Annotated in this window: 13 protein-coding genes and 1 pseudogene; 6 read left to right on the forward strand and 8 right to left on the reverse strand. The window is 71.1% G+C overall.

The window, feature by feature from the left end:
* Positions 1–25 precede the first annotated feature (25 nt).
* Positions 26–1,189, forward strand: a complete 1,164-nt coding sequence (locus ACTIE9_RS02005; RefSeq protein ID WP_439563901.1) for an acyl-CoA dehydrogenase family protein — start codon at positions 26–28, stop codon at positions 1,187–1,189.
* A gap of 7 nt (positions 1,190–1,196) precedes the next feature.
* Here ACTIE9_RS02005 and ACTIE9_RS02010 read toward each other — a convergent pair whose 3' ends face one another.
* Genes ACTIE9_RS02010 through rlmN form a run of 3 tightly spaced genes read right to left on the reverse strand, consistent with a single transcriptional unit; the run spans position 1,197 to position 5,521 of the window.
* Positions 1,197–2,645, reverse strand: a complete 1,449-nt coding sequence (locus ACTIE9_RS02010; RefSeq protein ID WP_439563902.1) for a glyceraldehyde-3-phosphate dehydrogenase — start codon at positions 2,643–2,645, stop codon at positions 1,197–1,199.
* Between the two features lie 59 nt (positions 2,646–2,704).
* Positions 2,705–4,240 carry an SPFH domain-containing protein gene (locus ACTIE9_RS02015; RefSeq protein ID WP_439563903.1) on the reverse strand — a complete coding sequence of 512 codons (1,536 nt, stop codon included), beginning with the start codon at positions 4,238–4,240 and terminating at the stop codon, positions 2,705–2,707.
* Positions 4,241–4,279: 39 nt separating this feature from the next.
* A complete protein-coding gene (rlmN, locus tag ACTIE9_RS02020; RefSeq protein WP_439563904.1) occupies positions 4,280–5,521 on the reverse strand; it encodes a 23S rRNA (adenine(2503)-C(2))-methyltransferase RlmN in 1,242 nt (413 codons plus the stop codon).
* Between the two features lie 91 nt (positions 5,522–5,612).
* Between rlmN and ACTIE9_RS02025 the strand changes: the two genes are divergently transcribed.
* Positions 5,613–6,047, forward strand: a complete 435-nt coding sequence (locus ACTIE9_RS02025) for a YciI family protein (protein ID WP_439563905.1) — start codon at positions 5,613–5,615, stop codon at positions 6,045–6,047.
* Between the two features lie 4 nt (positions 6,048–6,051).
* On the opposite strand, the gene ACTIE9_RS02030 is transcribed toward ACTIE9_RS02025, so the two are convergent.
* Together ACTIE9_RS02030 and ACTIE9_RS02035 are read right to left on the reverse strand one after the other, a co-directional pair.
* Positions 6,052–6,729, reverse strand: coding sequence for a response regulator (locus tag ACTIE9_RS02030; RefSeq protein WP_439563906.1), 678 nt, complete (start codon positions 6,727–6,729; stop codon positions 6,052–6,054).
* Complete coding sequence (locus ACTIE9_RS02035; RefSeq protein ID WP_439563907.1) at positions 6,726–7,955, reverse strand: sensor histidine kinase; 1,230 nt, start codon at positions 7,953–7,955, stop codon at positions 6,726–6,728. Before ACTIE9_RS02035 ends, ACTIE9_RS02030 begins: the two co-directional genes overlap by 4 nt.
* Positions 7,956–8,148: 193 nt before the next feature.
* On the opposite strand from ACTIE9_RS02035, the gene ACTIE9_RS02040 reads away from it, so the two are divergent.
* The 3 genes from ACTIE9_RS02040 to ACTIE9_RS02050 all read left to right on the forward strand — a co-directional run bounded on the left by ACTIE9_RS02040 (position 8,149) and on the right by ACTIE9_RS02050 (position 11,686).
* Positions 8,149–9,450 carry an alpha/beta hydrolase family protein gene (locus ACTIE9_RS02040; protein ID WP_439563908.1) on the forward strand — a complete coding sequence of 434 codons (1,302 nt, stop codon included), beginning with the start codon at positions 8,149–8,151 and terminating at the stop codon, positions 9,448–9,450.
* 74 nt (positions 9,451–9,524) lie between these two features.
* Positions 9,525–10,301 carry an ABC transporter ATP-binding protein gene (locus tag ACTIE9_RS02045; RefSeq protein WP_439563909.1) on the forward strand — a complete coding sequence of 259 codons (777 nt, stop codon included), beginning with the start codon at positions 9,525–9,527 and terminating at the stop codon, positions 10,299–10,301.
* Positions 10,298–11,686: an FtsX-like permease family protein gene (locus tag ACTIE9_RS02050; RefSeq protein ID WP_439563910.1), complete on the forward strand. Its 1,389-nt coding sequence runs from the start codon at positions 10,298–10,300 to the stop codon at positions 11,684–11,686. The genes ACTIE9_RS02045 and ACTIE9_RS02050 overlap by 4 nt, the downstream gene beginning before the upstream one ends.
* 10 nt (positions 11,687–11,696) lie before the next feature.
* Here ACTIE9_RS02050 and ACTIE9_RS02055 read toward each other — a convergent pair whose 3' ends face one another.
* Both ACTIE9_RS02055 and ACTIE9_RS02060 read right to left on the reverse strand, forming a co-directional pair.
* Entirely contained in the window at positions 11,697–12,587 is an 891-nt protein-coding gene (locus ACTIE9_RS02055) for an alpha/beta hydrolase (protein ID WP_439563911.1), read from the reverse strand.
* On the reverse strand, positions 12,584–12,946 hold the full coding sequence (locus ACTIE9_RS02060) for a hypothetical protein (RefSeq protein ID WP_439563912.1): 363 nt from the start codon (positions 12,944–12,946) through the stop codon (positions 12,584–12,586). Before ACTIE9_RS02060 ends, ACTIE9_RS02055 begins: the two co-directional genes overlap by 4 nt.
* A gap of 83 nt (positions 12,947–13,029) precedes the next feature.
* Here ACTIE9_RS02060 and ACTIE9_RS02065 point away from each other — a divergent pair, with 83 nt between their 5' ends.
* Positions 13,030–13,554: a helix-turn-helix domain-containing protein gene (locus tag ACTIE9_RS02065; RefSeq protein ID WP_439563913.1), complete on the forward strand. Its 525-nt coding sequence runs from the start codon at positions 13,030–13,032 to the stop codon at positions 13,552–13,554.
* 54 nt (positions 13,555–13,608) lie between these two features.
* Here ACTIE9_RS02065 and ACTIE9_RS02070 read toward each other — a convergent pair.
* A pseudogene (locus tag ACTIE9_RS02070) lies at positions 13,609–14,238 on the reverse strand (argininosuccinate synthase); the annotation flags it as partial.

The following is a 14,238-nucleotide window of genomic DNA, read 5'->3' on the forward strand; positions in this document are numbered from 1 at the left end:
TGAGCATGTTCCCGAAAGGATCGCCATGACCGACTCCCCGCTCGACCTCATCGGCTTCGACGCCCTGCTCAGCGATGAGGAGCGTGCGACGCGCGACCGCGTGCGCGCCTACGTCGACGCCGAACTGCGCCCGCACATCGCCGCGTGGTACGACGCCGGGGTGTTCCCGACCGAGATCATCAAGCCGATGGGCGCGCTCGGGCTGCTCGGCATGCACCTGCAGGGCTACGGCTGCGCCGGGCGCTCCGCGGTCGAGTACGGCCTCGCCGCGGCCGAGCTCGAAGCCGGCGACTCGGGACTGCGCACCTTCGTCTCGGTGCAGGGCTCGCTCGCGATGACCGCCATCCACACCTTCGGCTCGGAGGAGCAGAAGCAGCAGTGGCTGCCGCGCATGGCCGCCGGTGAGGCGATCGGATGCTTCGGCCTCACCGAGCCGAACGCCGGCAGCGACCCGGCCTCGATGCAGACGCACGCGCGCCGCGACGGCGACGACTGGGTCATCACGGGGTCGAAGCGCTGGATCGGCCTCGCGTCGATCGCCGACATCGCCGTGATCTGGGCGCAGACCGAGCAGGGCATCCGGGGCTTCCTCGTGCCGACCGAGACGCCCGGCTTCACGGCCACACCCATCGGGCAGAAGCTCTCGATGCGGGCCTCGATCCAGTGCGACATCGCGCTCGACGATGTGCGGGTGCCCGCGAGCGCCCAGCTGCCGGGCGCCGAAGGGCTGCGCGGGCCGTTCACGTGCCTCAACCAGGCGCGCTACGGCATCGTCTGGGGCGTCATGGGTGCCGCGCTCGACAGCTACCGCGTCGCACTCGCCTATGTGCAGGAACGGCAGGTGTTCGGCAAGCCCGTCGCGGCGTACCAGCTCACGCAGCAGAAGCTCGTCGACATGGCGCTCGAGATCGACAAGGGCTTCCTGCTCGCCCTGCAGCTCGGGCGGCTGAAAGACGCCGGGCAGTTGCAGCCGCACCAGATCTCGGTCGGCAAGCTCAACAACGCGCGCGAGGCGATCGCGATCGCCCGCGAGGCACGGGCGATGCTCGGCGGCAACGGTGTCACGCTCGAGCACTCGCCGTTGCGGCATGCCAACAACCTCGAGTCTGTGCGCACCTACGAGGGCACCGACGAGGTGCACACGCTCATCCTCGGCAACGCCATCACGGGCGTCCCCGCGTTCCGCTGAGCCGCCGCTAGGCCTGGGCGCGCTCGGGCACCACGGTGGGGTGGCTGCCCGCCATCGTCTCGAGCACGCGCACGACCTGCGAGCTGTAGCCGAACTCGTTGTCGTACCAGACGTAGACGATCAGGTTCTCACCCGTGCAGATCGTGGCGAGCCCGTCGACGATGCCCGCGCGGTGCGAGCCGATGAAGTCGGTCGACACCACCTCGGGCGACTCGATGTAGTCGATCTGCTGGCGCAGGCTCGAGTGCAACGAGGTCTCGCGCAGAAAGCGGTTGACCTCGTCGCGGGTCGTGGGCCGCGCGAGCCGCAGGTTGAGGATCGCCATCGACACGTCAGGGGTCGGCACGCGGATGGCGTTGCCCGTGAGCCTGCCCTCGAGCACCGGCAGCGCCTTGGCGACGGCTTTCGCCGCCCCGGTCTCGGTGATGACCATGTTGAGCGCTGCGGAGCGACCGCGGCGGTCGCCCTTGTGGAAGTTGTCGATGAGGTTCTGGTCGTTCGTGAACGAGTGCACGGTCTCGACGTGGCCGTGCACGACGCCGTACTCGTCGTTGAGCACCTTCAGCACGGGCGTGATCGCGTTGGTCGTGCACGACGCGGCCGTGACGATGCGCTGCTCGGGCGTGATCGACTCGTGGTTGATGCCGTGCACGATGTTCGGCAGAGCACCCTTGCCGGGTGCGGTGAGCAGCACGCGCGCGACACCGGTCGCGCGCAGGTGCTGCGACAGCCCCTCCTCGTCGCGCCAGCGGCCGGTGTTGTCGACGACGATCGCGTTGTCGATGCCGTAGGCGGTGTAGTCGATCGCCGCCGGGTCGTCGGCGTAGATCACCTGGATCAGCGTGCCGTTGGCGAGGATCGTGCTCGCCTCCTCGTCGACCGTGATCGTGCCCTCGAAGGGCCCGTGCACCGAGTCGCGCCGCAGCAGGCTCGCGCGCTTGACGATGTCGTTCTCGCCGCCGCGCCGCACGACGATCGCGCGCAGGTGCAGGCCGGCGCCGTGGCCGCCATGGGCGATCAGGATGCGCGCGAGCAGTCGCCCGATGCGCCCGAAGCCGTACAGCACCACATCGGTGCCGCCCGGGGTCGCCGCCGGGCGATGCGTGGCGGCGAGCACCTCGCCGAGGTAGTCCTCGAGCGGCCGCGTGCCGCCGTGCGCGGCGTAGTCGCCCAGCAGCCGCGCGATGTCGAGGGAGGCGGGGCCGGGGTCGAGCGTGAGCAGGGCATCCAGCACCTGCTTCGTCTGCTCGAGCGGCAGCACCGCGCCGGTGACGTGATGCGCATAGCGGTGCGCCTTGATGACACCGATGGGCGACTGGTTGATCAGGCGGCGGCCGTGGATGGAGGTGATCACCCCGTGCTCGCGGTAGAGCCGGCCGATGAGGGGGATCAGCTGTTCGGCGAGGGTTTCGCGGGCCTTCCAGGCCTCGCGCTGGGCGACTGCGGCGTCGGTCATGGTGACAACGCTAGCGACCGTGCGGGCGTCGTTCGGGCCCGCACGGTCGGTTCAGCGCGTCAAGATTCGATGTTCTTGCGGCGCGGTGAAGCCGCGCTGGCAGAACCCTTCGCCACGGCGGCCCCGGTCGCCTCGCCGACGACCTTGCCGTTGATGAGCTCGGCGATGTCGATGCCGACGAGGTCTTTGATGATCTTCGTCGAGGTCGCGAGCTGGCCGGCGACGTTCTCGCCGAGCTGGTTGGTTCCGCTGCCGTCGGAGGAGATGACGGTCATGGTCTGGATGGCGCCGAGCGGCTCGGCGGCCGCCCGCACGATCTCGGGCAGCTGGTCGATGATGCGCTGCTTGAGCAGCGCCTCGGCCCGCTCGGCGAGGGCCTCGGCCTGCGCGCGCGTCGAGTCGGCCTCGGCGGTACCCTTCGAGCGGATGGCCGATGCTTCAGCCTCGCCCTCGGCCGCGAGAGCTTCGGCGGCGGCGATGCGGCGGGCGCGCTCGGCGATACCCTCCGCCTCGACGGCCTCGGCCGCGCTCCTGCGGCGGTTGCGCTCGGCGAGACCCTCGGCCTCGATCGCTTCGGCAGCCGCCTTGCGCGAATCGCGCTCGGCGTTGGCGCCGGCGACCGAGGCGAGGGCCGCGGCGTTGGCCTCCTTCTCGATCGCATAGGCCTGGGCGTCAGCGACCGCGCGAACCTCGGCGTCGAGCTCTTGCTTGCGCAGGCCGACGCGCTTCTGCGCGGTGACCTCCTGCTGGCTGACGACCTCCTGCTGGGCGATCGCCTCGGCGAGCGGGGCCGCCGCGGCGGCCTCGGCGCGCGCCTTGTCGGTCTCCTTCTGGATCTCGGCGTTGCGCAGGTCGAGGGCGCGCTGGCTCTCGGCGATCTTCTGGGCGGCGGCGATGCGGGCCTCCTCCGAGGCCTGCTGCGCCTGTGCCTCGGCGATCTCGGCGACCTGCTTGACGCGGGCGGCCTCGGCACGACCGAGATCGCGGATGTAGCCGTTCTCGTCGTCGATCTCTTTGATCTGCAGGGTGTCGATCTGTAGGCCCTGAATGTCGAGCGCCTCGCGCACCGCCTCGAGCACCTGCTCCTGCAGCGCCGACCGATTCGTGATGATCTCCGTCACGGTGAGCTGGCCGACGATCGAGCGCACCGAGCCGCTCAGCACCTCCTCGGTCGACGACTCGATCTGGTCTTGCTGGTTCAAGAAGCGCTGGGCGGCCGCGCGCACCATGGCCTCCGAGCCGCCGACCTTGACGACGGCGACGGCGTTGACCTTGATCGTGATGGCGTCGCGCGTCTGCGCCGTCGCCTGCACGTTGAGCTGGCGCGAACGCAGGCTGAGCTTGAAGTAGGCCTCGACGATGGGCTTGACGAAGACGCGCGAGCCGAACACGACGCGCTGGCCGACGTTCTCCATCTCGGCGTTCTGCAGACGCTCCTTCGGGGTGCGCTGGCGCGAGGTGACGATGATCGCCTCGTCGGGCTTCGCCACCTTGATGCCGCGCAGCAGCACGATGATGATGATGATCGCGATGACGACAGCGACGCTGATGCCGACGATCTGCGTGAAGAACTCGTTGATCTGGTCCAGGAGCATGTGCTCAGTATGGCCGAGCCGAGAGATGATCGGGTACGACTATTCTGCGGCCGCCAGCTGCCCGCAGGCCCCGTCGATCTCTTTGCCGCGGGTGTCGCGCAGCGTCGTCGGAATGCCCGAATCCTCGAGCCGGCGCACGAACTCGCGCATCACCGCGGGCTCCGAGCTCGTCCAGATCGATCCGGGTGTCGGATTGAGCGGAATGGGGTTGACGTGCACCCAGCCGCGCCCGCGCTCGTTGAGCTTCTGCGCCAGCAGGTCGGCCCGCCAGGCGTGGTCGTTCATGTCTTTGATGAGCGCGTACTCGATCGACACCCGCCGACCGGTCGCGTCGAAGTACGCCCGCGCGGCGTCGAGCGCCTCATCGACCTTCCACCGCGAGTTGACGGGGATCAGCTCGTCGCGCAGCTGGTCGTCGGGCGCGTGCAGGCTGAGCGCGAACGTCACCGGGATCTTCTCCTCGGCGAGCTTCAGGATGGCCGGCACGAGCCCGACCGTCGACACCGTGATGTGCCGAGCGCTCATGCCGAGGCCGTGCGGCTGGGGCTCGACCATCGTGCGCAGGGCATCCATCACCCGGTTGTAGTTGGCGAGCGGCTCGCCCATTCCCATGAACACGATGTTGCTCACGCGCTCGGGAGTCGTCTCGCCCCGCTTCTTGCCACCGAGTTCGCCCGCCGCGATGGCGGCGTTCGCCTGCACGATCTGGTCGATGATCTCGGCGGTCGACATGTTGCGGGTGAGGCCGGCCTGACCCGTGGCGCAGAAGGGACAGTTCATGCCGCAGCCAGCCTGGCTCGACACGCAGAGGGTGATGCGGCCCGGGTAGCGCATGAGCACGCTCTCGACGAGGGCGCCGTCGTGCAGCTTCCAGAGGAACTTGATCGTGTCGCCGTTGTCGGTGCGCAGGCGCCGCACCTCGGTCAGCAGCGGGGGAAGCAGGCCGGCGACGAGCTCGTCGCGCTGGGCGGCCGGCAGGTCGGTCATCGCCGCGGGGTCGGTCGTGTAGTGCGTGAAGTAGTGGGTGCTGAGCTGCTTCGCGCGGAACCCGGGAAGGCCGAGCTCGATGACGCGCGCCGTGCGCTGCTCGGGGGTGAGATCGGCGAGGTGCACGGGCGGCTTGCCGCGCTTCGGCTCGGCGAACTGCAGCACCGGGCGCCCATCGGGGCCCATCTTCTGCTGCCACCCCTCGGTCGTCGGGCGCACCTGCGGGCGGGCATCCACCGTCGATCGCGGGGTCGAGGACGCGCCGTTGTTGCGGATGCCGCGCTCGCCTGCCATGCCTCCAGGGTACGCGGTCGCCGCGGTTCCCTTCCGCGGCGCGGGCCGCCATAGTGGTCGGTGACGACACGGCCGAGGCGAGGAGACAGCGATGCCCACCTACATGCTCATCATGCGCGCGACCGACGAGGGGCTCGCGGCGAGCCGCGAGGGCGACTTCGAGGCCATCATCAACGCCATGGGCTCGTTCAACGAGTCGATGATGGAGGCCGGCGTCATGGTCGGCGGCGACGGCCTGAGCGACCCGAGCGAGGGGTTCGTCGTCGACTTCTCGACCCCCGACCTCGCCGTGACCGACGGCCCCTACGGCCCGACCGAAGCGCTCTTCACCGGCTACTGGACCATCCGTGTCACCGACCGCGACGAGGCGATCGCCTGGGCCCGGCGTTGCCCGATGGGCCCCGGGCAGAAGCTCGAGGTTCGCCGCGTCACCGACGAGAGCGACTTCGCCGAGTTCGCCGACAACGAGTACATCCAGAAGGAGGCGGGCTGGCGCGAGCAGCTCGAGCGCGCCGAGGAGGAGTGAACCGCTAGCCCCCGCCCCCGAGCCCGTGGCGGTGGGCCAGAACGACGAGCTGCACGCGGTCGCGCACCCCGAGCTTGGAGAGCACGTTGCTCACGTGCGTCTTCACCGTCGACTCGCTGAGGAATAGGCGCGCGGCGATCTCGGCGTTGCTGAGCCCCTCGATCGCCGCGTCGAACACGAGGCGCTCACGATCGCTCAGCGTCGCGAGGCCGGCTGGCGGTGCGAGCGCCTCGCGCGGAGCTGCCCCGGATCGAACCAGGGCCGCGAGGTCACCCGTCGCCGCCACCGCCGAGCCCGCGTGCACGGCACGGATCGCGGCGACGAGGAACTCGGGACTCGCATCCTTCAGCAGGAAGCCCGAGGCGCCGACGTCGATCGCGGCGCGCGCCCGCTCGTCGAGACCGAAGGTCGTGAGCACGATGATGCGCAGCGGTCGGGGCCGTCGGGCGGCGCGCTCGGGGCTGAGCAGCCGACGCGCGGCTTCGGCACCATCGACGTCGGGCATGCGGATGTCGAGCAGCACGACATCGGCGTCGATGCCGTCGAGCAGCTCGATCGCCTCAGCTCCGGTCCCCGCCTCCCCGACCACCCGCAGGTCGGACTGAGCATCGACCACGGCGGCAACACCGGCGCGGAACAGCGGCTGGTCGTCGACGAGCACGACGCGGATCGGCTCGCTCATGACGAGCCCTCCCCCGTCGGCACGCTCGCGCGGGCACGGAATCGCGTGTCGCCGTGGGAGATGTCGAGCGTTCCGCCGACAGCGGCGAGGCGCGCCCGTGCTCCCGCGATCCCCGTTCCCTCTCGTGAGGAGGTCGGGCTGCTCGGCGCGGCTGTCGGCAGGCCGTTCTCGATCTCGACCGCGAACACCGTCGTCGACCGCTCCACCTCGATGCTCAGGGGCGCGAGCGGATCACCGTGCCGGAGTGCGTTGGTGAGAAGCTCCTGCGTCGCGCGGTAGAGCGGCACGATCGCCTCGCTCGACGGATCGCCACCCGAGCCGTGTCGCGCGACCGTGATGCCGGGGCGCGACCCCGCGACCTCGTCGACGAGCCGATCGAGGTCGACCGTCTGCGGAGACGGAGTCTGATCGGCGGCATCGGTCGACTCGAGCACCTGTCGCACGTCGCCGAGCGCGCGTCGCGCGGTGTCGGCGATGGTCGCTACGGCCGAGCGCACCGCCGCGAGATCGGTCTCGTCGCGAAAGCGCACCGATTCGGCCTGGGCCACGATGACGGCGAGCGAGTGCCCCACGATGTCGTGCACGTCGCGCGTGAGCTGCGTGCGGGAGGACTGCAGCTCGGCGAGCTCGCGCGACCGGCGCGCCTCCGCTTCTGCCTCCGCTGCGCGCTGGCGCCCCTCGCGCCCCAGCCGCATCGTGCGCGCGAGCAGGCCCACGAGCCAGGGGACGGCGAGCACGAGAGAGACGAGGGCCGCGATCACTCCCACCGGCAGCCAGGGCGGAAGCAGCGACGACGAGGCGAAGATGCGCACGAGCCACGAGTCGATCAGCAGAAGGTAGGCGAGGGCGACCACGGCACCGACGAGAACCGAGACGCCGCTCAGCCGCAGCACCACGGGCGACCCGTAGTGCGCCGCGCTCGCGAGCACGACCAGGATTCCCAGCTGCGTGAGGCCCGCGTCCAGACCGGCGAGCATGTGCAGGAGCGTGCTCGCCCACGCGAGGGCGAGGGCCCAGCCCGGGTGCAACCGGCGGATCGCCACGGCCGCGGCCATCACCGAGCCCGAGGCGACGAGCGCGGCGAAGGCGCCCGACCGGGCATCCGCATCCCCCGACCCGATCGCGGGGCCGAACACGACGACCGCGAGCAGCAGCACGAGCCCGCCGAGCGCGTCGGCGACGAGCACGCCCGAGCGCGAGCGCACGAGGGCGGGGTGCTGGGTCATGCCTCCATCCTGGCCGCTCGTGCCGGCGAGGTCATCCGCCGAGCGGGTGCGCGACCGGTACTGCGGTACCGGATTCGCGGCACGACCGACGCCCCGATCACGTCCTGCGACCGATGCGCGGGCACGAGGCGGTTCGTAGCGTCGAACGCATGACTTCTTCCTTCGTCCGCATCGTCCCCGGCGACATCTCGCGATGAGCGACGCGCTCGTGATCGCCCTGTCGCTCACGCTCGTCGTTCTCGTGATCGGCGCCCTGACGCCCCTGCGACGCCGAAGGCGACTGCTCGGGGCTGGGTGGGCCGTCGTCACCGTCGGGCTCGTCGTCGTCGCGGCAACAGAACCCCGGTGGATCCTGATTCCGCTCGCGCTTGCCAGCGCCCTCGGTCTCTTCACCGGCGTGATCCGCTCGAGAGCGGATTCGGCGCAGCGCCAGAGGTCACTGCTGGTGTCGGCCGCGACGACGATCACCGGGATCACCGCCGTTGGAGGCGCCGCACTGGCGGCCGTGGCCGTCTGGGCGCTCCCGACGCCGAACCTCCCGCTACCAACCGGAGACTTCGCTGTCGGAACGTCGATCCTGCAGTGGGACTCAGGACTGCCGGAGCCCGGCACGACCGACCCCGCCGACTCACGAGTGCTGGTGGCGCAACTCTGGTATCCAGCACCCGAGGGCGGCAGCGCTGACCGTTACCTGCCCGACTCCACCGTGCCCGACGCGCTGGCGAACCAGGCCGGACTCCCCGAGTTCCTCCTCGACGGAGTGAGGTTCGGGCGGACGAACTCGGTCGCCGATGCGGCGATGTCGGACGGCGATCATCCGCTCGTCCTCTTCAGCCCGGGCCTCGGGGGTGTGCGCACTCAGAACTCGGCCTGGGCGGAAGAGCTCGCGAGCCACGGCTTCATCGTCGCCGCCGTCGACCACCCCTACGACTCTGCCGTAGTCGTGCTCGACGACGGCACGGTCATCCGCTCGACCCTGCGAACAACCGGCGACGACGCCCTCGACCAGCAGATCGCCAACGAACTCGCCGAATCGCGCGCCGACGACCTCATCGCCGCACTCGACCAGCTGCAGCAGCTCACCGCCACGAGTCGGGTCGTCGTCGCCGGCCACTCGATCGGCGGAGCGGCCGCCATCATCGCCGCGACGAAAGACGATCGATTCGACGCCGTCATCAACATCGACGGGCTGCCGCGAGGAGGTCAGCCCCGCGTTCCGATTCTCGCGATCGTCGCTGGCGGCGGCACCGGCAGCATCGAGAGCGACGCCCGATACGACGCGGCGCTAACCGAGGTGCTGGCTCGGTGCGGAACACGACGGGTCGCGCCCGGCGCACAGCACCTGAGCTTCACGGACGCCGCACTCTACCTCCCGCCGCTGGCCTCCCTCATCGGTGAGGGCGGCCGGACCGCGGGCATCGAGTTCGCGCGTGACGAGACCCTGAGGTTTCTTGCCGACGTGCTGCACGCAGACGACGACCGGTGCCCCCCGTGAGACCGCACCGGGCGAGACCGGCACTGTCCGTTGTCGCCATGACCACCCATCCCATCCATCCACCGGAGGCACGCATGATCCCCCAGTCTTTCCCCGACAATCGCGCAGTCGTCGCCCGCTGCGCCGACCTGACCCGACTGTTCGGCGCCGACGGCGCCACCGTCGCCGCTGTCGACCGCATCACGACCGAGTTCCGCCGTGGCGAGCTGACCGCCGTCGTCGGCCCGAGCGGCTCGGGCAAGTCGACGCTCATGTACCTGCTCGCCGGTCTCGACGCGCCCACGTGGGGCGACGTCGAGCTCGACGGCTACCTGCTGACCGATCTCGACGAACCCGAGCTCGCCGCCCTGCGGCACGAGCGTATGGGGTTCATCTTCCAGTCGTTCAACCTGCTACCGGGGCTCACCGCGATGGAGAACATCCGCCTGCCCGAGACGCTCGGGCGCCGGCGCCGACCGCACGACGAGCCCTGGCTGCAGCAGCTGATCGAGCGGCTCGGGCTCACCGAGCTGCTCGCGCGCCGACCGCACGAGCTCTCGGGCGGTCAGCAGCAGCGTGTGGCGATCGCCCGAGCCCTCGCGCACCGACCCGCAGTGGTGTTCGCCGATGAGCCCACCGGCAACCTCGACCTGGCCACGGGTGGCGAGGTGCTGGACCTGCTCACCGAGCTCGCCCACGAGAGCGGATGCGGCATCATCATGGTCACGCACGACCCGCGCGCCGCGAGCGCCGCCGACCGCGTGCTCTCGATCCGCGACGGCCACCTCGTCGCCGAGCTCGGCCGCGCGAGCGCCGGCGAGATCGCGGCCCTCATGCTCGCCGACGCGATCGACGCCGGGGCCACTCGATGAGCGGCCGCGGCGGCACTCTCGCGGCCATCACCACGGTCACCCTCAGCGCGATGTACATCGTGCTGCTGACCGCGGTCATGGCCCTGCTGCGCACAGGACTCGTGCAGACGCCCTTCGGGCAGGGCGAGACGGCCACCGTCGTTCTCGGCGTGCTCGGACTGTCGTTCCTCGTCGTCGCGCTCATCGTCGCGACGGTCGTCGTCACCAACGCCTTCGCGCTGGTGACGGCCTCGCGCATCCGCGAGATCGCGTTGCGCCGCCTGCTCGGCGCCTCGGCCGCGCAGGAGCGTCGCCGCATCGCCCGCGACGGGCTGCGGCTGTCCCTGGGAGCGACGGCCCTCGGTGCGGCACTCGCGGCCGGCGCCGCCCTCGGGGTGCTGGCGCTCGCCTCACCGACGGGCGGGATGCTCGCCGGCGCCGAACCCTCCGACCTCGTCGACCCGCTCGTCGTCGTTCCGCTGCTCGCCCTGCAGCTCTGCACGAGCGTTGCGGCCTGGCGCGGCTCGGCCTCGGTGCTCGCGGCAGAGCCCGTGCAGGCCCTGGGGCTCGCGGGCACGCAAGAGGTCGGCGGCGACGACCGGGTTCGTCTCGGCCGCGGTGCCGGCGCGACCCTGCTGACCGGTCTCGCCCTGCTCGCGCTCACCGCCGTCGCCGGAACCGTCACGCCGTTCGCCGCCTTCCTCGGCATCATCGCGGGCACCGTGCTCGTGATCGGCGTGCTCGCCGGCGCGAACGGGCTGCTGCCGCGGGTGATGGCGGTGCTCGCGGCCGTGCTGCCGCGCACGGGTCCCGCCACGCTCGCGCGGCGCAGCCTCGCCGAGCATCCGGCCCGCACTGCGCGCGCCGCGCTCGGGGTTCTCATCGGCGTCGCGGTGGTCTCGATGTTCGTCGTCGCCACCGCGAGCGCGAACCTGTCGCTCGCGGTCGAGTACCGCGACACCGAGTTCCAGGCGCAGGCCGATGAGGTGCTGCTGGGAGTGCTCGCCATCATCAGCGGGCTCATCGGCTTCGTCGTGCTCATCGCGGCGGTCGGGCTCGCGACGACGGTGGCGCTCAACACGCGCTTGCGAGCGCGGGAGATCGCGGTCACGCGCATCCTCGGTCAGTCCCGGCGGGATGCCGCCCTCGCGATCGTCATCGAGTCGGCCGTGCTGAGCCTCGCCGCGGCGCTCTCGGGGCTCGTGCTCGGTACGGTGCTCGGCTGGGTCGGAGCGCAGAGCGTGATCGCGATCGCCCTCAGCTCACGCGTCGTCATCCCCGCGATTCCGCTTCCGCTCATCGGCCTCGTGCTCGCGACGGCGCTCGTGCTCACGGTGCTCGCGGCGGTCGCCCCGACCCGGTTCGTGCTCGCCGACTCACCCGTGCGCGCGTTCGCACGGGCGTGACCTGCCGCCGTCACTCGTCGAGCAGCGCGTTCATCCACTGCGCGATGAGCGGCACGATGCGCTCGTCGATCGGGCGACGCACATCGGCGCGGTAGGTGCGCAGCGTCGGCGACGGCTGCGTGCGGAGGATGTGGCTGAGCCCGCTGAGCGTCACCGCGCGGGTGGGTGCGGCGCGCAACTCGGCGATGCGCGCGGCATCGTCGGGTGGCGACTGCAGGTCGAACGCGGCCGCCACCGAGAGCACGGGCTGCGGTGCGACCGCGAGGTCGACAGAGGGGTCGTAGGCCATGAACTCGCGGAACCACCGCGCGTTCATCCGCGCGCCACCGATGCGCTCGACGTCACCGGTCGTCGCGAGCAGGCGCTGGCGCGTCTTCTCGGTCTGGCGTTCGAGATCGGTGCGCATGAGTCGCAGCACGAAGCGGATGCCCGCGGGGAGGTCGTCGCCGAGCGCGCGTGCCTGCCAGCGCAGCACCTCGAGCCCGCTGCGCGCGTAGGGCGAGAGCAGCACGGCCCCGCGCACGAGTGCTGGGCGCTCGGCGAGCAGGCGCGCGGCGATCGCCGAGCCCTCGCTGTGCCCGATCACCACGAGCGGCAGCTCGAGGGCCGCGGCATCATCGACGACCGCGAGCGCGTCGTCGACGAGGTCGTGGAAGCCCGTCGAGAGGAAGTCGCCGGCGGATTCGCCGACACCGCGCTTGTCCCAGCGCACGCTGCCGATGCCGCGCGCCGCCAGCCCTTCGGCCAGCTGACGCTGGATGCCGAGGGGCAGGCGCCGGGCATCGCCGTGGCGATCGACGGGCCCGCTGCCCGGGATCAGGATGGCGACGGCCCGAGCATCCGACGGAATCTGCGACTCGACGACGAGGTCGACGGTCGCGGAGAGGGTGCGCGTGCTCACTGCCCGACCCCCGTGCGCTCAGCGGTGATCTGCGCCGCCAGCTGCGCGGCGTGCGGCGTCGAGACGAGAACGTCGCGCGCCGGGCCGGCCGTCGATCGGATGCGCAGCGCAGGGCCGCGACCGCGCACGAGGGCGATCGTGCCGCCGTCGCGACGCCGCCAGGTGCCGAACTTCGCCCAACCGGGCACGCCGAGGCCCGGCGCGCGGAGGCCCGTCACGGCGGCGAGGCCGTCGGGCACGCTCTCGGCCGAGGCGATGTGCTGCAGGGGAAGGCTCAGGCTGCCGCGCACGGCGAACAGCCGCTCGAGGGGTCCGAGGTGGATGGTGAGGGTGTCGTGCTCGAGGGAGATAGTCACCACGAGGAGTCCTTTCAGTCGAGGGAATGACTCATTGATATCATATCTGAGAACATTCGCGCAACTGGGATTGGTATGGTGTGCCCATGACGAGCGCTGACCTGCTGCTGCACCCCGTGCGCCTCCGCATCGTGCAAGCCATGATGGGGCGCGCCGAGCTGACCACGAAAGACCTCGCCGCCCGCATGCCCGATGTGGCGCCGGCGACCCTCTACCGCCACGTCGGCACGCTCGTCGACGGCGGCGTGCTCGAGGTCGTCAGCGAGCGGCGCGTGCGGGGGTCGACGGAACGATCGCTGCGCTTGCGCGAGGAGCGCGCCTCGGTCGACCCCGACTCGCTCGCGAACGACGACGACGCTCTGCGGGCGGGCTTCCTCGCCTACCTGGCGAGCCTCGCGGCGATGCTCGACGACTACGTCGCGGGCCCGCACGGCAGCCTGCACGACGACCTCGTGAGCTTCCGGCAGCTCGCGGTGCACGCGACCGACGAGGAATGGCTGGGGGTGCTGCACGGCATCCGCGCGGCGATCGAGCCGCTCGCGACGCGCACGGACGCCCCCGAGGGCGCCCGGCGACGCGTGCTCGCGACCGTGAGCCTGCCCGTCGACTGATCCTGCGTCGCGACTGATCCTGCGTCGCGACTGATCCTGCGCCGAGACCTAGGCTCAGTCGGTGCCGAAGTCGAACGCCGCGCTCTCGCCAGCGGCATCGATCGCCTCGGCGAGGGCCTCGCGCTCGGCGCTCATCGGCACCGCGTGCTCGACGACCTCGTCCGACTCCCCCGCCGTGATGCGGCCGACGAGTGCGGCCGTCGCCCCGCCGATGATGCCCTGCGCGGCATATTGCTCGAGCCGGGCGCGCGAGTCGGCGATGTCGAGGTTGCGCATGGTGAGCTGGCCGATGCGGTCGGTCGGGCCGAAGGCGGCATCGCCGACGCGCTCCATCGAGAGCTTCTCGGGCGAGTACGACAGGCCGGGGCCGCTCGTGTCGAGGATCGTGTAGTCGTCGCCGCGGCGCAGCCGCAGCGTGACCGTGCCGGTGACGGCCGAGCCCACCCACTTCTGAATGGATTCGCGCAGCATGAGCGACTGCGGGTCGAGCCAGCGGCCCTCATACATGAGGCGGCCCAGACGACGACCCTCGGCGTGGTAGTTGGCGATCGTGTCTTCATTGTGGATGCCGTTCAGCAGCCGCTCGTAGGCGATGTGCAGCAGGGCCATGCCGGGAGCCTCGTAGATGCCGCGGCTCTTCGCCTCGATGATGCGGTTCTCGATCTGGTCGCTCATGCCCAGCCC

Origin of the sequence: Microcella sp., assembly GCF_051860105.1 — a bacterium.
Taxonomy (GTDB): Bacteria; Actinomycetota; Actinomycetes; order Actinomycetales; family Microbacteriaceae; genus Microcella.